25 protein-coding genes and 1 riboswitch are annotated in these 20,681 nt (G+C 69.7%); of the genes, 23 read left to right on the plus strand and 2 right to left on the minus strand.

Going from position 1 to position 20,681, the window contains the following annotated elements; genetic code table 11:
* The first annotated feature begins 88 nt into the window (after positions 1 to 88).
* From IRZ18_03205 to spoIID, 15 genes are all read left to right on the plus strand, one after another.
* The gene (locus tag IRZ18_03205) at positions 89 to 1,072 is read left to right on the plus strand and encodes an undecaprenyl/decaprenyl-phosphate alpha-N-acetylglucosaminyl 1-phosphate transferase (GenBank protein ID MBX5476114.1); all 984 of its coding nucleotides are present in this window, start codon (positions 89 to 91) and stop codon (positions 1,070 to 1,072) included.
* On the plus strand, positions 1,069 to 2,226 hold the full coding sequence (gene wecB, locus IRZ18_03210; GenBank protein MBX5476115.1) for a UDP-N-acetylglucosamine 2-epimerase (non-hydrolyzing): 1,158 nt from the start codon (positions 1,069 to 1,071) through the stop codon (positions 2,224 to 2,226). Before IRZ18_03205 ends, wecB begins: the two co-directional genes overlap by 4 nt.
* 92 nt (positions 2,227 to 2,318) lie before the next feature.
* Positions 2,319 to 2,540 carry an AtpZ/AtpI family protein gene (locus IRZ18_03215; protein MBX5476116.1) on the plus strand — a complete coding sequence of 74 codons (222 nt, stop codon included), beginning with the start codon at positions 2,319 to 2,321 and terminating at the stop codon, positions 2,538 to 2,540.
* Between the two features lie 41 nt (positions 2,541 to 2,581).
* Positions 2,582 to 2,920, plus strand: coding sequence for an ATP synthase subunit I (locus IRZ18_03220; protein MBX5476117.1), 339 nt, complete (start codon positions 2,582 to 2,584; stop codon positions 2,918 to 2,920).
* A gap of 33 nt (positions 2,921 to 2,953) precedes the next feature.
* Positions 2,954 to 3,643, plus strand: a complete 690-nt coding sequence (gene atpB / locus IRZ18_03225) for a F0F1 ATP synthase subunit A (GenBank protein MBX5476118.1) — start codon at positions 2,954 to 2,956, stop codon at positions 3,641 to 3,643.
* A 22-nt stretch (positions 3,644 to 3,665) separates the two neighbouring features.
* Positions 3,666 to 3,908 carry a F0F1 ATP synthase subunit C gene (atpE, locus tag IRZ18_03230; protein ID MBX5476119.1) on the plus strand — a complete coding sequence of 81 codons (243 nt, stop codon included), beginning with the start codon at positions 3,666 to 3,668 and terminating at the stop codon, positions 3,906 to 3,908.
* Positions 3,909 to 4,001: 93 nt separating this feature from the next.
* Positions 4,002 to 4,511 carry a F0F1 ATP synthase subunit B gene (atpF, locus tag IRZ18_03235; protein ID MBX5476120.1) on the plus strand — a complete coding sequence of 170 codons (510 nt, stop codon included), beginning with the start codon at positions 4,002 to 4,004 and terminating at the stop codon, positions 4,509 to 4,511.
* Positions 4,508 to 5,032, plus strand: coding sequence for an ATP synthase F1 subunit delta (atpH, locus tag IRZ18_03240; GenBank protein ID MBX5476121.1), 525 nt, complete (start codon positions 4,508 to 4,510; stop codon positions 5,030 to 5,032). Before atpF ends, atpH begins: the two co-directional genes overlap by 4 nt.
* A 136-nt stretch (positions 5,033 to 5,168) precedes the next feature.
* Positions 5,169 to 6,686, plus strand: a complete 1,518-nt coding sequence (locus IRZ18_03245) for a F0F1 ATP synthase subunit alpha (protein MBX5476122.1) — start codon at positions 5,169 to 5,171, stop codon at positions 6,684 to 6,686.
* Positions 6,686 to 7,546, plus strand: coding sequence for an ATP synthase F1 subunit gamma (atpG, locus tag IRZ18_03250; GenBank protein ID MBX5476123.1), 861 nt, complete (start codon positions 6,686 to 6,688; stop codon positions 7,544 to 7,546). Before IRZ18_03245 ends, atpG begins: the two co-directional genes overlap by 1 nt.
* Positions 7,547 to 7,600: 54 nt before the next feature.
* Positions 7,601 to 9,001 (plus strand): F0F1 ATP synthase subunit beta, encoded by a 1,401-nt coding sequence (atpD, locus tag IRZ18_03255; protein ID MBX5476124.1) that lies wholly within the window; start codon positions 7,601 to 7,603, stop codon positions 8,999 to 9,001.
* Positions 9,002 to 9,298 (plus strand): ATP synthase F1 subunit epsilon, encoded by a 297-nt coding sequence (atpC, locus tag IRZ18_03260; protein MBX5476125.1) that lies wholly within the window; start codon positions 9,002 to 9,004, stop codon positions 9,296 to 9,298.
* Between the two features lie 47 nt (positions 9,299 to 9,345).
* Entirely contained in the window at positions 9,346 to 9,645 is a 300-nt protein-coding gene (locus tag IRZ18_03265; GenBank protein ID MBX5476126.1) for a DUF59 domain-containing protein, read from the plus strand.
* Between the two features lie 170 nt (positions 9,646 to 9,815).
* Positions 9,816 to 11,096: a UDP-N-acetylglucosamine 1-carboxyvinyltransferase gene (gene murA, locus IRZ18_03270; GenBank protein ID MBX5476127.1), complete on the plus strand. Its 1,281-nt coding sequence runs from the start codon at positions 9,816 to 9,818 to the stop codon at positions 11,094 to 11,096.
* 144 nt (positions 11,097 to 11,240) lie between these two features.
* The gene (gene spoIID, locus IRZ18_03275; GenBank protein ID MBX5476128.1) at positions 11,241 to 12,215 is read left to right on the plus strand and encodes a stage II sporulation protein D; all 975 of its coding nucleotides are present in this window, start codon (positions 11,241 to 11,243) and stop codon (positions 12,213 to 12,215) included.
* Here spoIID and IRZ18_03280 read toward each other — a convergent pair.
* Positions 12,164 to 12,682: a cytidine/deoxycytidylate deaminase family protein gene (locus IRZ18_03280; protein ID MBX5476129.1), complete on the minus strand. Its 519-nt coding sequence runs from the start codon at positions 12,680 to 12,682 to the stop codon at positions 12,164 to 12,166. The two genes, spoIID and IRZ18_03280, sit on opposite strands and share 52 nt — an antisense overlap.
* A gap of 119 nt (positions 12,683 to 12,801) precedes the next feature.
* Between IRZ18_03280 and IRZ18_03285 the strand changes: the two genes are divergently transcribed.
* Positions 12,802 to 13,590 (plus strand): M23 family metallopeptidase, encoded by a 789-nt coding sequence (locus IRZ18_03285; GenBank protein MBX5476130.1) that lies wholly within the window; start codon positions 12,802 to 12,804, stop codon positions 13,588 to 13,590.
* A gap of 25 nt (positions 13,591 to 13,615) precedes the next feature.
* Here IRZ18_03285 and IRZ18_03290 read toward each other — a convergent pair whose 3' ends face one another.
* Positions 13,616 to 16,216, minus strand: a complete 2,601-nt coding sequence (locus IRZ18_03290; protein MBX5476131.1) for a DUF2079 domain-containing protein — start codon at positions 16,214 to 16,216, stop codon at positions 13,616 to 13,618.
* A gap of 192 nt (positions 16,217 to 16,408) precedes the next feature.
* Between IRZ18_03290 and IRZ18_03295 the strand changes: the two genes are divergently transcribed.
* The 7 genes from IRZ18_03295 to IRZ18_03325 all read left to right on the plus strand — a co-directional run.
* The gene (locus tag IRZ18_03295) at positions 16,409 to 16,714 is read left to right on the plus strand and encodes a hypothetical protein (GenBank protein MBX5476132.1); all 306 of its coding nucleotides are present in this window, start codon (positions 16,409 to 16,411) and stop codon (positions 16,712 to 16,714) included.
* Positions 16,715 to 16,813: 99 nt separating this feature from the next.
* Complete coding sequence (locus IRZ18_03300; protein ID MBX5476133.1) at positions 16,814 to 16,966, plus strand: hypothetical protein; 153 nt, start codon at positions 16,814 to 16,816, stop codon at positions 16,964 to 16,966.
* A gap of 376 nt (positions 16,967 to 17,342) precedes the next feature.
* Entirely contained in the window at positions 17,343 to 17,684 is a 342-nt protein-coding gene (gene spoIIID, locus IRZ18_03305; protein MBX5476134.1) for a sporulation transcriptional regulator SpoIIID, read from the plus strand.
* A 39-nt stretch (positions 17,685 to 17,723) separates the two neighbouring features.
* Positions 17,724 to 18,737, plus strand: a complete 1,014-nt coding sequence (locus IRZ18_03310) for a rod shape-determining protein (GenBank protein MBX5476135.1) — start codon at positions 17,724 to 17,726, stop codon at positions 18,735 to 18,737.
* Between the two features lie 67 nt (positions 18,738 to 18,804).
* Positions 18,805 to 18,889: riboswitch (cyclic di-GMP riboswitch) on the plus strand.
* A 74-nt stretch (positions 18,890 to 18,963) separates the two neighbouring features.
* Complete coding sequence (locus IRZ18_03315) at positions 18,964 to 19,707, plus strand: flagellar hook-basal body protein (protein MBX5476136.1); 744 nt, start codon at positions 18,964 to 18,966, stop codon at positions 19,705 to 19,707.
* Between the two features lie 24 nt (positions 19,708 to 19,731).
* Positions 19,732 to 20,541, plus strand: a complete 810-nt coding sequence (locus IRZ18_03320; protein ID MBX5476137.1) for a flagellar hook-basal body protein — start codon at positions 19,732 to 19,734, stop codon at positions 20,539 to 20,541.
* Between the two features lie 28 nt (positions 20,542 to 20,569).
* On the plus strand, positions 20,570 to 20,681 hold a 112-nt coding region (locus tag IRZ18_03325), incomplete at its 3' end, for a hypothetical protein (GenBank protein ID MBX5476138.1).

Here is a 20,681-nt window from a genome sequence, read left to right on the forward strand (position 1 = left end):
GACACGGGAGTTGAACGGGTTGAGCGTCAACCTTCTGCTTGAGACGGTCGCCATCGCGTTTGTGGCGGCGTTCCTCGTGACGCCGCTCATGCGCCGTCTCGCGCTCTCGCTGGGGTTCGTGGCCGCGCCGAACGAGCGCAGCGTGCACACCTCGCCGGTGCCGTATCTCGGCGGGGTGGCGATCTTCCTCGCGTTTCTCGCGGCGATCGCCGCGAGCGGCCTCCTGAGCCGCCACGACATGCCCGCGCTGCTCCTCGGCGGGCTGGCCGTGCTCCTCCTGGGCATCGTCGACGATTACCGGCCCCTGCCGGCCGCGGTCAAGTTCGGCGGCCAGATCGCCATCGCCGCCGCCGTGGCCTGGGCAGGCGTCTCGATCGATTACGTCACGAACCCGTTCGGCGGCATCCTGCGGCTCGGCGTCTGGGGGATCCCGATCACCGTCGCGTGGATCGTCGCCATCGTCAACATCCTGAACCTCAGCGACGGTCTCGACGGCCTTGCCGCCGGCATCACGGCCATCGCGGCGATGACGATGCTCGTCTCGGCGCTCCTCACCGGGCAGCCCGAGGCGGCCGTCCTCCTTGCGGCGGCGCTGCTGGGCAGCACGATGGGCTTCCTGCCGTGGAACTTCAACCCCGCCAAGATTTTTATGGGCGATGCCGGCTCCATGTTCCTCGGCTACGTGCTGGCGACGGTCGCCATCCAGGGGTCGCTCAAGTCCCCGGCGCTCATCACGCTGGCCGTGCCGATTCTCGCGCTCGGCGTGCCGATCTTCGACACGGCGTTCGCCATCCTGCGCCGCTGGCGCGCCGGCCGGCCCATCATGCAGGCCGACCGCGGCCACCTGCACCATCGCCTGCTGGCCATCGGGCTGACCCAGCGGGAGACGGTGCTGCTGCTCTATTGCGTCAGCGGCTGGTTCGCCGTCGGCTCGCTCGCCATCGTGCGGCTGCCCGTGCTCGTCTCCACCATGGTGCTGGCGTTCGTCGGCTTCACCCTGTACGTCGCCGTGAACGTATTGCGGCTCCGCGTCTCCACGCGTTCGGAGCAGGCGAGCGGGTCGGACCGGTGACGCGCCGGCCGCTCGTCGTCTCGATCTTCGGCACCCGCCCTGAGGCGGTGAAGATGGCGCCGATCGTGCGCGCCATCGCCGCCGATCCGGACCTGGAGGGCCGCGTGCTCGTCACCGCCCAGCACCGCGAACTGCTGGATGCCGTCCTCGACCACTTCGACATCCGCCCCGACGCCGACTTGAACCTGATGGAGAGCCGCCAGTCGCTGGACCGGATCGCCGCCCGCGCGATCAGCGGCGTGGCGGAGGTCCTGCGGGAGTGGAAGCCGGACTTCGTCCTCGTTCACGGCGACACCGTCACCACGGTGGCGGCGTCGCTCGCCGCGTTCTTCGAGCGGATCCCGTGCGGCCACGTGGAGGCCGGCTTGCGCAGCGGCCACCGCTGGGACCCGTTCCCCGAGGAGATGGACCGCCTGCTCGCGGACGCGATCGCGGAGATCCACCTGGCGCCGACGCCCCGCGCGCGGGAGCACCTGCGGCGCGAGGGCGTGTCGGAGGATCGCATCTACGTCACGGGCAACTCCGCCATCGACGCCTTCCTGTACACCGTCGAACGCGCGCGGCCGCCGCGCCGCCCGGAGACGGCGGCCCTGCAGGGAGGCCGGCGGGTGCTGGCGGTGGAGACGCACCGGCGCGAGAACTGGGACGGGGCCATCGCGGAGATCGCCCGCGCCGTGGGCGATGTCGTCGATGCTCACCCGGACGTGGAAGTGATCTATTCCGTCCACCCGAACCCGGTCGTCAGGGACGCCGTCCACGGCGTCCTGGCCGGCAAGCCGCGCGTGCATCTCTGCGAGCCGTTCACCTATCCGGAGTGGGTGTACGTCGTGGCGCACAGCTATTTCGTGCTTTCGGACTCGGGCGGCATCCAGGAGGAGGCGCCGGCCATCGGCAAGCCGCTGATCGTCGCGCGCCGCACCACGGAGCGGCCGGAGGCCATCGAGGCGGGCACGGCGTGGCTGGCCGGCACGAGCTACGACGAAATCCGCCACGCGCTGGAAACGCTATTGACCGACCGGGAGCGTTACCAGCGGATGGCTCGCGCCAGGAATCCCTTCGGGGACGGCCGCGCGGCGGAGCGGACCGTGGCGGCCGTCAAGCACCGGCTGGGACTCGGGCCGCGGCCGGAACCGTTCGAGCCGCACGCCGGCTGAGGGCGAGACGCCGGCGGGCGGCGCGCCAAGGAGCGCGGCGCTGCCGGCCGTGCCGCATCCTGCGTCGGGGCGGCGGGGGGGAGGAAACGGCCGTGAACTCGTCGGCCTGGAAGGCGTTCGGTTTCGCCATGGGCATCGGCCTCAGCCTCGCCCTGATGATCGCGGCGGGCGTCGCCGGCGGCCGTTGGCTGGACGCGAGGCTGCACACGGCTCCGCTCTTCACCCTCATCGGCCTCTTCGCCGCGATGGGGCTCGGCATTTTCGCCCTGCTGCGCCAGGTCCGGGACATCACCCGGGGGGACCGGGGACGATGACCCCCGTGGCGGCCCCGCGTACCGCACTCCGGTGGATCGGCGTGGCAGCGCTCGCCGCGCTGGGCACCGCGCTCGCTGGCGTCGCGCCGGGCGTGGCGTACGGCCTGGCCGCCGGCCTGGCCCTGGGCGCCGCGAACGGCCTGATGTTCCTGCGGCGCGTCCAGATCGCGGAGCGAGCGGGCCCGGAGGCCGGGGCGCGGCTTGTCCGCGGCGGGGTGCCGGGTCGATTTTTGTTTGTCGTGGCGGCGCTGTGGCTGTTGCAAAACAGGTGGCCCGCTGTTAACATAGTTGCGGTTTTGATCGGCTTTTTCGGCTCTTGGCTGCTCTTTACGTGGGTCTTCGTGAGAAACGTGCCTCGGAATCGGTCGGACGCGCACTAGCGCGCCCGTTTGACATCAGGGGGCTGCCGCCGGATGGAACATCGCGCCGCTTGGCTCTGGCATGTTCACGGTTTCACATTCGACGCCCGGGTCCTCGTCTACACGTGGATCGTGATGGGCGTCATCGTATTGCTCGGACTTCTGGCCGTGCGCGGGGCGTCCTTGAAGCGTCCGACGGGGCTGCAGAACGCCTTCGAGACGCTGCTTGAGGTCGTCGGCCGCTTCGTCGGCGAGCAGATCCACCCGCGCCAGCAGGCGTTCATGGAGAACCTCCTGGCGGCGCTCTTCGTCTTCATCCTAGCGTCGAACCTCTTCGGCCTGATCCCGGGCCTTAGCTCGCCCACGGCGAACCTGAACACCACCTTCGGGCTGTCCATCATGGTCTTCTTCCTTGTGCAGTTCTCGGGAATCGCGATCACCGGCCTCCGCGGCTACCTGCATCACCTGAAGGGGCCGGACCTGCCGTTCGTCTGGCCGGTGTTCGCGCTCATCAACATCATCGAAGAGCTGTCCAAGCCGCTCACGCTGTCGTTCCGTCTATACGGCAACATCTTCGCCGGCGAGATCCTGATCCTTCTCCTTGCGCAGATCCCGGTCTACTTCGGCGGCTTCATCCCGGCCGTCGCCTGGTACGGGTTCAGCATCTTCGTCGGCTTCATCCAGGCGTTCGTGTTCATGATGTTGACGCTTTCTTACGTTTCGATGGTGACCTCTCACCATTGATCTCCTTCTACAGCCTGGACGCATGAAGGGGGTGACCCATTTGACGCCCGATGTTGCGCACGTCCTGTCTGCAGGAATCGCGTTTGGCCTGGCCGCGCTGGGCGCCGCCATCGGCGACGGCATGGTCACGTCGAAGATGCTTGAGGGCATGGCTCGCCAGCCGGAAGCGGCCAACGAGCTGCGCACGAACATGTTCATCAGCGTGGGCTTGATCGAAGCGCTGCCGATCATCGCGGTGGTGTTGGCGGGCTTCGTGGTCCGGTAATCGTGCCTGGTCGGGGGCGGGCCGTTCTGCCGGCGGCCTGTCCCCCGTTCCGTGTCGCCGTGGGGCGACGCGTCGCGAAGCGAGGCCCAGGGGGTGCCGATGTTGTCGATCTTCGAAAGTCTTGGGTTGAACAGCACCCTGTTTGCCCAGATCGTCAGTTTCCTCGTCCTGCTCTGGGTCCTGAGGCGGTGGGTGTTCGGTCCCATCCGCGCCCTGATGGACGAGCGCGCGGACCGCGTCGCCAAGAGCCTTGAGGACGCGGAGAACCAGCGCGAGGAGGCCGTGCGCTTGCAGCAGGAGGCGGCGAGGGCCCTGCAGGAGGCGCGCGCGGAGGCGCGGCGCATCCTGGAGCAGGCGGAGCGGACCGCGAACGCGCGCGCGCAGGAGATTCTGGACGAGGCCAAGGCCCAGGCGGAGCGACAGCTGGAGCAGGCGAAGGAGAGCATCCGGCGCGAGCGCGACCAGGCCCTTGCGGAGCTGCGCAAGGAAGTGGCCGACCTGGCGCTGGAGGTCGCCGCGAAGGTGCTCGACCAGACCGTGGACGACCGGATTCAGCGCGACCTGGTCCACCGTTTCGTCGAAGAGGTGGGGAGCGCGCGATGAGCCGGGCGGCCCGTCCGTACGCCGAGGCGCTCTTTGAGGTGGCCGCCGAACAGGGCGCGGTCGACGCCTGGGACCGGCTGCTCCAGTCCCTCGCGGCGGCGCTGGACGCGGAGGCGCGCGCCTTCCTGGCCAGTCCCGTCGTCAAGGCGGCGGCGAAACGCGATCTCCTGGCCGGCGCACTCGGCCCCGACGCGCCCCGGCCGGTTCTGCGTCTCTTCGACCTCTTGATCGACCGCGGCCGCATCGCCGAGCTGCCGGAGGTCATCGCCCGCTTCCACGCGCTCGCGGAGGCGCGCGCCGACACCGTGGAGGCTGTCGTGGAGACGGCCAGGGAGCTGGACGAGCCTGCGCGCAAGGAGCTTGAAGCCGCGGTGCGGCGGCTCGCGGGGGACCGCCCGGTGCGCCTGAAGGTGCGCACGAATCCCGAACTCGTCGGTGGCGTGCGCGTGCGCATCGCGGACCGCGTGTTCGACGCCAGCGTCGCTGGCAAGCTGGCGCGGCTGCGCCGCGCCGTGCGCTAGCGCGGGCCGGCGGCCGCGCGGGGAGGGCGAGGCGCCGGTCGCGCGGGACCGGCGCGGGTCCAAGAGTTTTCGCAAGCCCGTTTTCTGGACGACACTTCCGCCGGCGCCTTCCGGCCGGCGGGCAGAGGGTGGGACGATGAGCATTCGACCGGAGGAGATCAGTGCGGTCATCAAGCGGCAGATCCAGCAGGCCGACCTCGGCACCGAACTCGCCGAAGTCGGCACCGTGCTGAACGTCGGCGACGGCATCGCGCGCATCTACGGCCTGCGCGACGCCATGGCCGGCGAGCTGCTGGAGTTCTCGAACGGCGTGTACGGCATGGCGCTGAACCTTGAGGAGGACAGCGTCGGCGCCGTGTTGATGGGCCCGGAGACGGGCATCAAGGAAGGCGACACCGTCAAGCGCACGGGCCGCGTCGTCGAGGTCCCGGTGGGCGAGGCGCTCATCGGCCGCGTCGTCAACGCGCTCGGCCAGCCGATCGACGGCAAGGGCCCGATCGAGACGACGGAGACGCGGCCGGTGGAGTCGCCCGCGCCGGGCGTCATCCAGCGCCAGAACGTGAAAGAGCCGCTGCAGACGGGCCAGAAGATCGTCGACGCGCTCGTGCCCATCGGCCGCGGCCAGCGCGAGCTGATCATCGGCGACCGCTCCACGGGGAAGACGGCGCTGGTCGTCGACACGATCCTGAACCAGAAGGGCCAGGACGTCATCTGCATCTACGTCGGCATCGGCCAGAAGGCCTCCACCATCGCGCAGGTGGTGCGCACGCTGGAGCAGCACGGCGCCATGGAGTACTCCATCGTGGTCTCCGCGACCGCTTCGGAGCCGGCGCCGCTGCAGTACCTCGCCCCGTACACCGGCTGCGCGATGGGCGAGTACTTCATGTACAAGGGCAAGCACGCGCTCGTGGTCTACGACGACCTCTCCAAGCACGCCGTGGCCTACCGCGCGATGTCCCTGCTCCTCCGCCGCCCGCCGGGGCGCGAGGCGTATCCGGGCGACGTGTTCTACCTGCACTCGCGGCTCCTGGAGCGCGCCGCCAAGCTCAGCGACGAACTCGGGGGCGGAAGCCTGACGGCGCTGCCGATCATCGAGACCCAGGCCGGCGACGTCTCGGCCTACATCCCGACCAACGTCATTTCCATCACGGACGGCCAGATCTTCCTTGAGACGGACCTCTTCTTCGCGGGCATCCGGCCGGCGATGAACGTCGGCATCTCGGTCTCGCGCGTCGGCGGCGACGCGCAGATCAAGGCGATGCGGCAGGTCGCCGGCACCCTGCGCCTCGACCTGGCCCAGTACCGCGAGCTCGCGGCCTTCGCACAGTTCGGCTCCGACCTCGACAAGGCCACGCAGGCCCGCCTGGCCCGCGGCCAGCGCATGGTCGAGCTTCTCAAGCAGCCGCAGTACCAGCCGATGCCCGTGGAGGAGCAGGTGGCTTCGATCTACGCGGGCACGAAGGGGTACCTCGACGACCTCCCCGTCGAGCGGGTGCAGGAGTTCGAGCGCGGCCTGCTGAGCTTCCTCCGGGCGGAGCGGCCGGAGATCCTCAAGGCCATCCGCGAGGAGAAGCAGATCTCGGACGCCACGGAAACCAAGCTGCGTGAAGCGATCGAGACGTTCAAGAAAGGCTTCGTAGGGAGCGAGCGCTGATGCCGCAGAACCTGCGCGACATCCGCCGGCGGATCCGCAGCGTCACCAACACGCAGCAGATCACGAAGGCCATGCAGATGGTGGCGGCCGCCAAGCTGCGCGGCGCGCAGGAACGCGCGGAAGCGGCCCGGCCGTACGCCGAGGCCATGCGGGAGGCGCTGACGGACCTCACCGCGCGCGGCGGCGCCTTCCGCCACCCGTTCTTCCAGGTCCGCGACGTCCGTCGCTCGGCGTTCGTCGTGATCAGCGCGGACAAGGGCCTCGCCGGCCCGTACAACGCCAACGTGCTCCGCGCCGCGCTCGCCGCCATGCGCGACCGGCCCAAGCCGCTCGTGCTGGCCGTCGGGCGCAAGGCGCGGGACGCCTTCCGCCGGCTGGGGGTCGAGATCGCGGAGTCGTTCATCGAGCTCGGCGACCACCCCTCGTTCGAGACGGCGCATGCCATCGCCGTGCCGGCGATGGACCTCTACCTCGACGGCAGGGCGGACGAGGTGTACCTCGTGTACAACCGCTTCGTCAACGCCGTGACGCATCGTCCCACGGTGATCCGGCTGCTGCCGCTGGCGGCCGAGGCGCGCGGCGGTGAGCGCAAGCTCGGGCCCGAGGTCCAGTTCGAGCCGGACGCCGAGTCGGTGCTGGCGGCCCTCCTGCCGCACTACGTGTCGTCGATTCTCTACGGCGCCCTGCTCGACGCCAAGGCGAGCGAGCACGGCGCCCGCATGACGGCCATGGACGCCGCCACGAAGAACGCGCGCGAGCTGATCGACAGCCTCACGCTGCTCAGCAACCGCGTGCGCCAGGCGTCGATCACGAAAGAGATCTCGGAGATCGTCAGCGGCGCGGAAGCGCTCAAAGGTTAAGGCGATCGCGGCGGGCGGCCCATCCCGGCCGCTCTCAGGAAAGGGTGGGAACGCATGGCAGAGCAGAACGTGGGCCGCATCGTCCAGGTCATCGGACCGGTCGTCGACGTCCAGTTCGATTCCGGCGAGCTGCCCAAGATTTACAACGCATTGCACGTCATGGAGGAAGGGGACCGCGTGCGCCTGGTCCTCGAGGTCTTCCATCACCTCGGCGACCGCAAGGTGCGCTGCGTCGCCATGGCCTCCACGGACGGCCTCGTGCGCGGCATGAAGGTCGTCGACACCGGCGCGCCGATCCGCGTGCCGGTGGGCCCGGCCACGCTGGGTCGCGTGTTCGACGTGCTCGGCAACCCGATCGACGGCAAGGGTCCCGTTGAGACGGACCATCGCCTGCCGATCCACCGTCCGGCGCCGAGCTTCCTCGATCAGGCCGAATCCATCGAGGTGCTGGAGACCGGCCTCAAGGTCATCGACCTGCTCACGCCGTACCCGAAGGGCGGCAAGATCGGCCTCTTCGGCGGCGCCGGCGTCGGCAAGACGGTCCTCATCATGGAGCTCATCCACAACGTCGCCATGCAGCACGGCGGCATCTCCATCTTCGCGGGCGTCGGCGAGCGCACCCGCGAAGGCACGCAGCTGTACAAGGAGATGCAGGAATCGGGCGTCATCGACAAGACGGCGATGGTCTACGGCCAGATGAACGAGCCGCCCGGCGCCCGCATGCGCGTCGGCCTCACCGGCCTCACCATGGCGGAGTACTTCCGTGACGAAGAGGGCCGCGACGTGCTGCTCTTCATCGACAACATCTTCCGCTTTGTGCAGGCCGGCTCCGAGGTGTCGGCGCTGCTCGGGCGCATCCCCAGCGCCGTGGGTTACCAGCCGGTGCTGGCCACGGACGTCGGCGCGCTGCAAGAGCGGATCACGTCGACGAAGAAGGGTTCGATCACTTCGGTGCAGGCGATCTACGTCCCGGCCGACGACCTCACCGACCCGGCGCCGGCGACCACGTTCGCGCACCTCGACGCCACGACGACGCTCGAGCGCAGCCGCGCGGCGCGCGGTCTCTACCCGGCCGTGGACCCGCTCGCGTCCTCCTCGCGGATCCTGGATCCGCGCATCGTGGGCGAGGAGCACTACCAGGTCGCGCGCGGCGTGCAGGAGGTCCTGCAGCGCTACAAGGACCTGCAGGACATCATCGCCATCCTCGGCATGGACGAACTCTCCGACGAAGACAAGCTGACCGTGGCGCGCGCGCGGAAGATCGAGCGCTTCCTCACGCAGCCGAACTTCGTGGCGGAGCAGTTCACCGGCACGCCGGGCAAGTACGTGCCCATCAAGGAAACGGTGCGGGGCTTCAAGGAGATCCTCGAAGGCAAGCACGACGACCTGCCCGAGATGGCCTTCTACATGGTGGGCACCATCGACGAGGCGGTCGAGAAAGCGAAGTCGATGTAAATGGCCGAGACGAAGCTGCGCGTCGAAGTCGTCACGCCGGAGCGCCGGCTCTTCAGCGGCGAGGCGCGGATGCTCGTGGCCAAGGGCGTCGAGGGAGAACTCGGCATCCTGCCGGGCCACATCCCGCTCGTCACGCCGCTGCGCGACGGGGTCGTCCGCCTTTACGAAGTGGACGGCCACCAGGGCGAGCTGCACATCGCGTACGAAGGCGGGTTTCTGATCGTCGACGGCGCGCGCGCCCGCGTGTTGGCGGACCGGGCCAAGCTCCCCGGAACTGGCGAGGCGGCGAACGGGTAGTATAGTAAAACCAGCGCCAAGGCTCGACAGCCGGGGAGGCGAAGCGCATGGCCACGGAACAGGACGTCATGGAGGCCCTCTCTGAGGTCTACGACCCGGAACTCGGCATGAACATCGTCGAGCTTGGCCTCGTGTATGACGTGGACATCCGCTCGGAGAAGTCGGTGAAGGTCACGATGACGCTCACCGCGCCGGGATGTCCGCTCGCCGGCACCATCGACGTCCAGGTGCGGGCGGCTCTCATGGCGCTGGGGTTCGAGGACGTGGATGTCGAGATCGTCTTCGACCCGCCGTGGACGCCGGACCGCATGAGCGACGAGGCCAAGTTGAAGCTGGGTTTCTTCTAACCGGCAACGTGGACGGTCAGGGACGGGCCAGCGCGCCCGTCCCTTTCCGCTGGAAGCCCTGGTCACGCCGCCCAGCGCGGTCCCACACCGCCGGCGGCGCGCGAGCACGGTTCAAGGTTCAGAAACCCGACCAGTCTTTCGAAAGAGTGAACGTGGAAGGAGTTCTTGCGGTGGATCGCATCGTGATTCGCGGGGGTTACCGACTGGGAGGGAGCGTGCGCGTAAGCGCCGCGAAGAATGCCGTGCTGCCGATCCTGGCTGCCACGCTGCTGACTGCTGACGAGTGCCGCATTCGCGACATTCCGGAGATTCAAGACGTCTTGACGATGAATCGCTTGATCGAGCTCCTCGGCACGGAGATCCGGCGCGACGAGGACGAGTGGATCTTCCGGACGCCGGAGGTGCGCACCTCCGAAGCCTCATATGACCTTGTCCGCATGATGCGCGCATCCATCCTCGTCATGGGGCCGCTGCTCGCCCGCACCGGCCAGGCCGTCGCGGGCCTGCCGGGAGGATGCGCCATCGGGGTGCGGCCCATCGACCTGCACTTGAAGGGCTTCGCCGCCCTGGGCGCCGAGATTTCGCTCGCGCATGGACGGGTCCAGGCCTCGGTCCGGGGCCGCCTGCGCGGGGCGCACATTTACCTGGACTACCCGAGCGTCACGGCGACGGAGAACATCCTCATGGCCGCCGTGCTGGCGGATGGCACGACCACGATCGAGAACGCCGCCGAAGAGCCGGAGGTCGTCGACCTCGCGAACTTCCTGAACAGCATGGGCGCCCGTGTCAGCGGCGCCGGCACGCGCCTCGTGCGGGTGGAAGGCGTCCGGGAGTTGCACGGCACCGCCTACACGCCGATCCCTGACCGGATCGAGGCCGGCACCTTCCTCGTGGCCGCAGCCGTGACGGGCGGATGGGTGGCGCTGGAGAACGTCGTCCCGGACCACCTCGCCGCGGTGATCGCGAAGCTGCGCGAGGCGGGCGTGGCCGTGGAAACCGAGGGCGACCGCGTGCTGGCCGAGGGGCCGGCGCGGCCGCTCGCGACGAACGTCAAGACGCTGCCCTACCCCGGCTTCCCGACCGACATGCAGGCGCCGTTCATGTCGCTTCTCACGATTGCCCAGGGCACGAGCGTCATCACGGAGACCGTCTTCGAAAACCGCTTCCGCCACGTGGAGGAACTGAAGCGGATGGGGGCCCGCATCGACATCGAGGGGCCGTCCGCCATCGTGCATGGCGTGGAGCGCTTGACGGGGGCGCCCGTGACGGCGAGCGACCTGCGCGCCGGCGCGGCGCTCGTCGTGGCGGGGTTGGTGGCCGAGGGCGAGACGGAGATCGCCGGGGTGCACCACATCGATCGCGGCTACAAGGACCTGGTGGAACGGCTGCGCACGCTCGGCGCGAACATCGAGCGCGTGAGCGGCGTGCCGTCGCTGCAGTACGAGGAATAGCGGGCCCGGAACGCCGCGGTGGCCGCGCGCGGCCGTTGTTGCGTGTGGCCGCGCCCGCAGGGGCGTCATGCGGCTTGGTCCCGACGTCATATCCTCCCGTGAGGCGGTCGCGGCCGCGGCCGGATCGCCGCGGGAGGTTGTTCTTTGCGCCGTCTCGTGCTGTGGCTGCTCGCCGCGGCCCTCTTCCTCGCCGTCCCCGCGATCATCGTCCTGATCCTGCGGCCCGCCGGCCCTCCGCCGCCGCCGGAGCCGGACGTGCTCCTGTACGACGACGCGAGCGGCGCGTACCTCAAGCTTCCCCTGGAGACGTACCTCGCCGGCGTCGTGGCAGCTGAGATGCCCGCCTCGTTCGACCTCGAAGCGATGAAGGCGCAGGCGGTCGTCGCGCGGACCTACGCGGTGCGGCACCTGCGCGCGTTCGGCGGGGGCGGGTGCGCCGCGCACCCGCCGGCGGACGTCTGCAGCAGCCCCGAAGAGAGCCAGGCCTGGCTTTCGGAGTCCGAGCTGCGGAAACGGTGGGGCAGGGAATTCCCGGCCTACTGGCGCAAGGTGAACGCGGCCGTGCGCGCCACGCGCGGGCTGATCGCGCTGTACGGCGGCGAGCCCATCGACGCCGTCTACTTCGCCGCCTCCGGCGGCCGCACGGAGGACGCGCGGTACGTGTGGGGCCACGTCGTGCCGTACCTGAAGAGTGTGCCCTCGCCGGGCGAGCGCGACCCTTACGAGGGCGCGACGGCGCGCTTCACGTGGGCGGAGGTGGCGGCGCGGCTTGGGATCGACCCGGACGCGTTCCTGGCGCGGCCGCCCTCGGCGCGCTTCGCCGTGCTGTCGCGCACGCCGAGCGGCCGCGCGTTCTACGTCCGCGCGGGCGCGGAGATCCTCAGGGCCACGGACGTGCGGGCCCGGCTCGGCCTCCGTTCGACGTGGATCGTGGCCGTCGAGGCGGACCGTCAAGGCCTGACGCTTCACACGAAAGGCTGGGGTCACGGCGTGGGCCTCTCCCAGTACGGCGCCCAGGCCATGGCGGAGCGCGGGCGGGACTTCCGCGCCATCGTCCGGTGGTACTATCAGGGGGTCGAGGTGGAGCCCTGGACGGAGTGGGCGGGGAGCACGCGGTAGCCCCCACCTTCGACGGGAACGGCGCGACAGAGTTCGACGCCCCCGGCGCGCAGCACCTCGGCCGAGTTGGGGTCGGGGTACTCGCTGAGGAAGATCACCTTCACCACGCCCGCCTGCACGATCGCCTTCGCGCAGTGCACGCACGGAAAGTCGGTCACGACCAGCGTGCAGCCCACGCTGCTGACGCCGTTGACGGCACACTGGACGATGGCGTTCAGCTCCGCGTGTACCGCGCGCACGCAGCTTTCGCGGTCGCCGTTGCGGACGAGGATGCAGCCTTCGTCCTCGCAGTGCGGCGCGCCGCGCACGGCGCCGTTGTAGCCCGTGGCCACCACCCGGTGGTCCTTGACGAGCACGCAACCGACCTGCCGCCGCGGGCAGGTGGAGCGGGTGGCCGCCAGCTTGGCCATCTCGATGAAGTATTCGTCCCACGTGGGCCGCCGCCGCACCGGCCGAGCCTCCTCCATCCCAAAGCCTGTGTCCGATTTCCGTGCTGTTTCGCCGCCCGCGCCGCTGTTTCCCGCCTGCGCCGCTGCATGAATTCGCCATAACTGGGAACGCTACCCCCAAGTGGGGGAGTGCGAGCATGGACGAACAGGAACGCACGCAGGGAAGCACGGAGGAGCGGGAGGCGCAGCGCCGGCCGGAGCGCGAGACGGCGCGATCGCAGGCGGCAAGGCCGCGCGACGTTCGCCGGCTCGTCCCGTGGATGATGGCGCGGATGCTGTGGACGAAGCGCGCGGCGCAGCCGCGGGAGCGGGTGCGCTGGCGGGCGGCGGCCACGGGCGGATTGGCCGCGCTCGCGCTCGTGGCGCTGGTGTGGCTGGCGTGGGACGGGACGATGTCCCGCCTTGCGCCCCCGCCGGGCAGCGCAGGGAACGTCGGCGCCGTTCCCGGTGCGAACGCGGGCGGAGACAGCGGCGCGCCGGAGGCGACCCCCTCGGAAGAAGCGCAGCCGACGCTGTCCAAGGACGGCCCCGCGCGGTGGCTTCGCCCCGCGGAAGGCCGCGTGGTGAAGCCCTACGGATGGGCGTACGCCGCCACGTTCGGCGACTGGCGCCTGCACACGGGGATGGACTTCCAGGCGGCGAAGGGAGCCGGCGTCGTCGCGGCGGCGGACGGCAAGGTGGCGAGCGTGAGCGAGACGCGCCTCTGGGGCCGGGAGGTCGTGATCGACGGCGGGGGTGGCTGGACGGCCGTGTACCGGGGCCTGTCGACGGTCGCCGTGAGCGAGGGCGAATGGGTCAAGGCCGGCCAGACGATCGGCGCCGTCGCCGGCGCCGTGGCCGCGGAAGCGGACGAGGGCGCGCACCTGCATTGGGAAGTGCGGCACAACGGCCGGCCCGTGGATCCGTCGACGCTCCTCACGCCGTGAGGAGCGGAACCGCGCGCGATCGCCGCTACCGCACCCGCAGGAGCAGCACACCGTTTCGTTCGAAAACGGTGACGGCGCCCCGGCGCCTCAGACCGTCGATCCAGGCGAGCTCGCGCGCCACGGCGATGCCGCCGAACGCGCGGCCCGGCGCGACGAACACGTAGACGGGCACGCGGCGGGGCACGGCGTCCACAAAGAGACGGAAGTCCGTGAACGGCCAGGCGCCCGAGTACCGGCGCCACGCGACGGCCGTCGCCGTTCCGGGCTCGCCGATGACCGCCGCCTCCTTCGGGATGCGCTGCGCCGCGGCGACGAGGTCGGCCCGCACGGGGACGGGATTGAGCCGCCACAGCTCATTGGGCAACGTCTCGCGAAGGAACCACCACAGCGAGACGACGCACACCGCGCTGACCGCGATCTTCTGGAGAAGCCGCAAACGGTTTGAGGGCGTCGCGTTGTCCCGGCGCCCGCGGCGGACTCGCGCCGCCAGCGCCTGCGTGCCGGCGATCGCGTCGACCGTGGCGAACACCAGCGAAGGCAGGGCCCACAGGGCGTACTGGTCGTACGCGACGGTGAGCGCGGGGTGGTCGGCGAGGCTGTTGAGCGCCATCACGCCCAGGCCGGGCAGCGCCACGACCGGCGCCAGCAGCGGAAGGCCGCCGAGCGGGGCCAGCATCGTCCACCAGTAGCGGCTGTGGTCGATCACGCGCTCGATGACGACACCCGGATGGGTGACGACGTGCAGGGCGACGGCGGCGATCGAGCCGCCCAGCGACCGGTAGTCGACGGCGACGTTCAAATTGCTGCCGCCGAGCCAGCGCGTCGCCCACTCGTTTCCGACGAGAAAGAGGAACGCGAGCGCGCAGGACCAGAGCGCGTAGGGAAGCGCGCGTCGCCGGCCCAGAAGGGCGGACGCGAGGAGCCACGACGCGCCGGTCGCCCCGACGGCCACAGCCGCCTGGTTCTTGGTCAGCAGCGCGAGCAGAGTGCAGAGGAGAAACCTCCCGGGCTGGCCCCGCCCGGCGAAGACGATGGCCCACGCCAGGGACGCGACGCCCAACGGATCGGGATGCCAGTCCAGCATCTGCGTCCCGAATGCCGTGGGGTGAACGAAGGTGACGGCGCCCATGGCGAGCGCCGGCCACGTGGGCCAGCCGCGGTCCTGCGCGTACGCGAACGCCGCGCCGCTCAATAGGGCCCCTGCGAGGGCCTGCACGGCCAGGGCGGCGGGCGGGCCCCCGAGCCGCGCCAGGTATCCGAGGGGAACGAGCAGCCACTGATTCGCGTCGGCGAGGTTGGGCTGGGACGAGTAGAAGTTGTATGCGTTCCAGTGGCCGTGCCCCGTCAGCCAGAGCGCCTGCATGTACAACCCGCCGTCAAACGCAGCGATGAGCCATTGGTGCCACTGCCAGAGCTTGATGGCGGCGAGCGCCGTGAACATGAAGCATGCCGACCCCACGGCCGCCATCCGTGCAAGGGCGCGCGAGACGTCCGGCCCGTACGCGCCCGTCCATTTGCGCGCCATGAGCACCGCGAGCGCCTGCACCGTGTCGACTCCGTGCCGGAACGCGCGTACGGTCGATCCGGGCACGTCGGTCCACTCGCGGATGGTCACGGTGGCCACCCGCAGGCCCAGGGCCCTCGCGGCCACGAGCGTCTCCACATCGAAGCTGAAGCCGTTCATGCGGCAGAGGGGCAGCAGCGCCCGAAGCGCGTCCCGCCGGTACCCCTTGAGGCCGCACTGTGGATCATGAACGGCGCGAAGTCCCAAAAGGGAAAGCAGCACCTGGAAGCCCGCGTGGATGACCCGCCGCGTCGCGGACGCGGCGGATCCCCGCGTGCGCACGGCCGCGACCACGTCGGCGTCGCCCAAGGCGGCGATGACCCGCTCCACGTCGCTCCAAGAGAACGACAGGTCCGCGTCCGTGTAGACGACCCGGTCGGCCCGCGTCATCCCATATGCCTCGCGCAAGGCGCCGCCCTTGCCCATGTGCCGCTCGAGCCGCACCAGCCCCAGCCATTCCCAGGATTTCTGCGCTTCGCGCACGATCTCCGAGGTCGAATCGTCGCTGCCGTCGTCGGCGACCCAGACCTCAACCGGACGCTCCTGCTGATCGACCCACCGGTCCAGCGCGGACAGCGTCGCCGGCAACCTGCGCGCCTCGCGGTAGGCCGGCAGCACGAGCGACACGCAGGGATCGGCTACGCGCGGCGGCAGGCACTCCACGCCCAGAGGCCGGGCGAACGCCCAGAAGTGGTAACCGACGAAATTGCACGCCGAACTCACTCCGGCCGCTGCGAGCTTCGCGGCGGCGACGCCCAAGACCACCTTTCCTGCCAGTGGAGCGATGAACGCCGTGAAGACGACGACCGTTGCGGACGACAGGGCTGCGGAGGCGAGCGAGACGATCATGAACGGGACGGGGCGCGCAATGCGGTCCCGCCATGTCCAGCGGCGATTCAACTGGTAGCTCGTGAATGCGGCCAGAAGGAACGAGCAGGTCTGAAACAGGCCGTAAGGCACCGGTCCGCGGGCGGGTGAGAAAGCCATCAGAAATGCGAACGAGCCCACGTCGACGATGGTGTTCACGAGGCCGATCAGCGCGAAACGGACAAGTCTCCCCATCATATGCCTCCGATGGCGGAATCATCCGGTCGAATCATCGTAATCACCGACCATCATGCCTTCAAGTGTGTGAATTACGGATGCGGGCCTCAAGTGCCTACACGCCGATGGACGTCACCTCAACGCTAAAAACAAATAAAGGAATTTCCAAGCCTGTTCACATATACGTGAGGTCGAGGGGGATCGCCCGGCATGCGGTGGAAACAGCTTCTGACGTATGTCATCGGCGGTCAGGCGGTGATCCTGGTCGCTTCCGCTGTCTTCGGCACCATCCCCAGGGATCTTCCCCAGGGTTTCGAGTATGGCGGGCTCGCTTACCTGGGCATCAGCGCGGTGTTGAGCGGGGCGATGGTGAGCGGCGACCGCATCCGCGCCAATGCCGCCCTCGAGCCCGCGGACGAGCGGCGCAGCCGTTTGACGTATACGCTTCTCGTGGGCATCACCGGCCTGGTCAGCCTGGGCGTGGGTCACGTGATCCGTCTCGCCCTTCGCCCATGAGGGATGGCCAGCGCCCGGAAATGTGCGTCTTTCGGGAGGAGACCCAGCGCCGCCGCACGAAAGGACCCATGGGCTGGGTTCCGCCGAACCTGACGTAGGGTGGAGCGTAGGCGAAGCCCCCTGCCGCTGGCGCGGTTGGCGGCGGCCGGAATCCTCCGGCAGGGGGGTGAGGCCATGCAGGTGACGATCTCCATTCCCGTGGTGGTCGTGCTTGTCGTGGCGCTCGCCTACGTGTACGTGAAGAACAGATAGCCTCCCCGGCAACGCCGGGGAGGCGCACCCCACACACCCTACACCGGCACCGCGCCCCTGATGCGGTCAGGAACGCCGCCCGGGAGACCCGCGCCGCAACGCGGGTCTCCCTCTTTTTATGATCATGGCACGTCCATTATTTCCACGCAAGGACGAGCTGGCGCGCCACCCAAAGCGCCAGGCGGGCGCGCCGCTTGAGGCCGGTCACCACAATCAATAGCCCCAATGCGATCGACAACTGAAACTTCACCCCCAGGGGGCCTCCCCCAGGAACGGCCCCGCGTGGCATGCCGTGGCCGGTCCGGCCATATGCATTAGGCAAACCTGCCTTAGCGGGGATTCGGGCCGTAAAACTCGCCCAGAGGGAGGCAGTCCCTTGAAAGACCACATCTGGAAACGGGTGCTCGAGGTGAGTCGGTATATCTCCCGGACTAAGGCAACCGTTCGCGAGACGGCGAAGGTGTTCGACGTCAGCAAGAGCACGGTTCACAAGGACGTGACCGAACGGCTGCCCAAGCTGAACCCGGAACTGGCCGCCAGGGTCAAGAAGGTGCTCGACTACAACAAGGCGGAACGCCACCTGCGCGGCGGCGAGGCGACGCGACGGAAGTACCTGCAGGATGAGCGTGCGGACGAGGCGAGGCCGGAAACTGCGCGCCGCGAGCCCGGACGGGCGGACCAGTCGCACGAGGAAGCGTCGACGGTGAAGCTCAAGTAGGCCCGCGTCCGCGCGCGGTCCGCCGGAAAGGGGCTACCCGTGCTTTCCATCACCCGCGACATCGGCATCGACCTCGGCACCGCGAACACCCTCGTCTACGTGCAAGGCAGGGGCATCGTGATCCGGGAGCCGTCGGTCGTGGCGCTGGACCGTGACACGCACCGGGTCCTCGCGGTGGGGACGGACGCGCAGCGGATGGTCGGCCGCACCCCGGGGCACATCCTCGCGGTCCGGCCGCTGAGGGACGGCGTCATCGCGGACTACGCGGCCACCCACGCAATGCTGCGGCACTTCCTCCTGCGGGCCGCGGGCCGGATGCCGCTCTTACGTCCGCGCGTCATGGTGTGCGTGCCGTCGGGCGTGACGACGGTGGAGCGCCGCGCCGTCGTGGAGTGCACGCTCGAGGCCGGCGCCCGGCGGACCTACCTGATCGAGGAGCCGCTGGCGGCGGCGTTGGGGGCCGGCCTTCCCATCGACGAGCCGCGCGGGTGCATGGTCGTCGACATCGGCGGGGGCACCAGCGATGTGGCCGTGCTGTCCCTAGGCGGTATCGTCACGAGCCAATCGCTCCGGCTGGGCGGCGACCGTCTGGACGAGTCCATCATCCGGTACGTGAAACGCGAGTGGAACCTGCTGATCGGCGAGCGCACGGCGGAAGAGTTGAAAATCCGGATCGGGACGGTCGATCCCGCGGAGGATCGCGGTTCCATGGAAGTGCGCGGCCGCGACGTGGTCACGGGCCTGCCGAAGTTCGTCGAGGTCACCAGTGCCGACGCTTGCCGGGCGATGCAGGAGCCGATCGCGGAGCTCTGCGGCATGATCCGCCAGGTTCTTGAACGGATGCCGCCGGAACTCGCGGCCGACATTCTCTCCACGGGCATCGTCCTCACGGGCGGCGGCGCGCTCCTGAGCGGGCTGGACCGCATGCTCGGCGACAACCTCGGCGTTCCGGTCACCGTGGCCGAGGATCCCCTTTCCTGCGTGGCGAAGGGGACGGGCTTGGCGCTCGAGAAGTTGGGCCGTATCGATCATCTTCTGCAGTCCGGCCCGTGACGCCCTGGTGCGCCCTTCCAAGGAAGCGGCAGGAATTCCGAGACGCGTGACGAATCGAAGCTCGCATCCGCGATAAAGGCAAACCCGGCGAAAGCCGGGGACGCAAAGCCACGGGTCTACAGCCGCAAGGCCATGACCGCCGGGCTGCCGAAGGGATCGCGAATTTTTCCCGTCGGCCCGGCCGACGGGTTTTTTGTTCGAGCATCCGCAGCAGGGGGTGGGTCGATTGTTGCGAGGCCTCTACACCGCGGCGAACGGCATGATCGCGCAGAGCATGGCCGAGACGGTGATCGCGAACAACCTCGCGAACCAGGAGACGCCCGGATTCAAGCGGGCCGAGCCGGCGTCGGGCGCGTTCCCCTGGCAGGTCGTGGTGCTCGGCGGTGCGCCGCTGCAGGCGGCGAGCGGCACGGCGCCTCTCGGAACGGGGTCGTTGCTGGACCGCACCGCGCTGGACTGGTCGCGGGGCGATCTTGCGGCGGGCGGCCCGCTCGACGTCACCATCGAGGGCGAAGGTTTCTTTCGAGTGGATGACGGAAACGGCGTGCTCTACACCCGGGCCGGCACGTTCCACGTGTCGCCACAGGGCGTGCTGGTCGACCCCGCGGGCAGGGCCGTCGAGGGACAGGCGGGACCGATCCGGCTGCAGGGTCGCGGGCGCCCCGCCATCCTGCCGGACGGCACGGTGATGGACGGCGACCGCGTGGCCGGGCGGCTCGCCGTGTACCGTCCCGCGCCCGGGGCGACCGTCGTCGCCGTCGCGGACGGCGCGTACGCGATCCAGGGCGGGGTTGAGCCGGCGACGGGCGCGCAGTTCCGCCCCGGCGTCGTGGAGATGTCCAACGTGGACCCGGTCCGCGAGATGACGCAGCTCATGGCCGTGGCGCGCACCTATGAGGCGAGCCGCCAGGCGTTCAGCGCCGAGGACCAGGCGGCTCAGCAGGCGGCGCGCGACGTGGGCCGGTTCTAGCCGCTTCTGGAAGGAGAGGGTGCGATGCTCAGCGGGCTCTGGGCGTCCGCGAGCGGACTGAGGGCGGGCAGCTTGCGGCTGGACGCGCTCGCCGACGACCTCGCGAACGTGAACACGCCGGGCTTCAAGCGGAACGTGGTGGATTTCGCGGAGTCACAGGAGACGGCGCGGTATCGGGCCGACCGCACGGCCGGCGCGCGCGGCGCCGGCTGGGACTGGGTGCTGCTCGGCGCCGGCGTGAACCCGGTCGACGCGCGCCGCGATTTCGCGGCGGGGTCGCTGGAGACGACGGGCCAGCCGTTCGACGTCGCGCTGCAGGGCGAAGGTTTCTTCGCGGTGCGCCTGGCGGACGGCACGATCGGATACACGCGCGCCGGAGCCTTCCGGCTCGACGGCAGCGGGCGGCTGGTCGACGCGGAGGGGCGCGCGGTGTTGAGCGACCGGGGCACGGAGATCCGCCTCCCGGCCGACGCGACCGAGCCGGCGATCGCGCCGGACGGTACCTTGACGGTGCAGACGGTCGATTCCAAGGGTGTGGCCCAGCGCGTGACCGTGGCGCGCATCGGCGTGGCCCTGGCGCAGTCCGACACGCTTGAACCCGCGGAAGGCGTGTACGTGCCCGCGGCGGGAGCTCCGGCGCCGCAGCTCGGCGCGGCCGGCCAGGGAGGGCGCGGGACCGTCCTGCAAGGAGCGCTGGAGGCGTCGAACGTCGACCTGGCCTCGGCGATGACCGGACTGATCATCGCTCAGCGCGCGTATTCCCTGAACGCCCGGGCCTTGTCCACGGCGGACGAGATGTGGCAGGAAGCGAACCGGCTGTACGGGTCAGTCTAAGGGCGTAACCGCACGGCGCAATTTATGGATGAATTTTGATGGGATGCCGGAACTGCACTGGCGCTGGGGTTATCCCGTCGTTCTGCTCATCATGGTCGCCCTTGGCCTCGGACTGTACGCCGATTTCCACAAAACCGGAC

The sequence above is a fragment of the Clostridia bacterium genome, from assembly GCA_019683875.1.
In the GTDB taxonomy this organism is placed as follows: Bacteria; Bacillota; Sulfobacillia; order RBS10-35; family Bu92; genus Bu92.

What these genes read in the sequence shown, in the direction of transcription:
- IRZ18_03245 (MBX5476122.1), top strand. Translation starts at nt 5,169, where the DNA reads ATGAGCATTCGACCGGAGGAGATCAGTGCGGTCATCAAGCGGCAGATC.
- IRZ18_03280 (MBX5476129.1), bottom strand. Translation starts at nt 12,682, where the DNA reads ATGGAGGAGGCTCGGCCGGTGCGGCGGCGGCCCACGTGGGACGAATAC.
- atpE (MBX5476119.1), top strand. Translation starts at nt 3,666, where the DNA reads ATGAAGGGGGTGACCCATTTGACGCCCGATGTTGCGCACGTCCTGTCT.
- IRZ18_03205 (MBX5476114.1), top strand. Translation starts at nt 89, where the DNA reads ATGCGCCGTCTCGCGCTCTCGCTGGGGTTCGTGGCCGCGCCGAACGAG.
- IRZ18_03285 (MBX5476130.1), top strand. Translation starts at nt 12,802, where the DNA reads ATGGACGAACAGGAACGCACGCAGGGAAGCACGGAGGAGCGGGAGGCG.
- IRZ18_03295 (MBX5476132.1), top strand. Translation starts at nt 16,409, where the DNA reads ATGCGGTGGAAACAGCTTCTGACGTATGTCATCGGCGGTCAGGCGGTG.
- IRZ18_03290 (MBX5476131.1), bottom strand. Translation starts at nt 16,216, where the DNA reads ATGGGGAGACTTGTCCGTTTCGCGCTGATCGGCCTCGTGAACACCATC.
- atpD (MBX5476124.1), top strand. Translation starts at nt 7,601, where the DNA reads ATGGCAGAGCAGAACGTGGGCCGCATCGTCCAGGTCATCGGACCGGTC.
- atpG (MBX5476123.1), top strand. Translation starts at nt 6,686, where the DNA reads ATGCCGCAGAACCTGCGCGACATCCGCCGGCGGATCCGCAGCGTCACC.
- atpB (MBX5476118.1), top strand. Translation starts at nt 2,954, where the DNA reads ATGGAACATCGCGCCGCTTGGCTCTGGCATGTTCACGGTTTCACATTC.
- atpH (MBX5476121.1), top strand. Translation starts at nt 4,508, where the DNA reads ATGAGCCGGGCGGCCCGTCCGTACGCCGAGGCGCTCTTTGAGGTGGCC.
- IRZ18_03265 (MBX5476126.1), top strand. Translation starts at nt 9,346, where the DNA reads ATGGCCACGGAACAGGACGTCATGGAGGCCCTCTCTGAGGTCTACGAC.
- atpC (MBX5476125.1), top strand. Translation starts at nt 9,002, where the DNA reads ATGGCCGAGACGAAGCTGCGCGTCGAAGTCGTCACGCCGGAGCGCCGG.
- IRZ18_03320 (MBX5476137.1), top strand. Translation starts at nt 19,732, where the DNA reads ATGCTCAGCGGGCTCTGGGCGTCCGCGAGCGGACTGAGGGCGGGCAGC.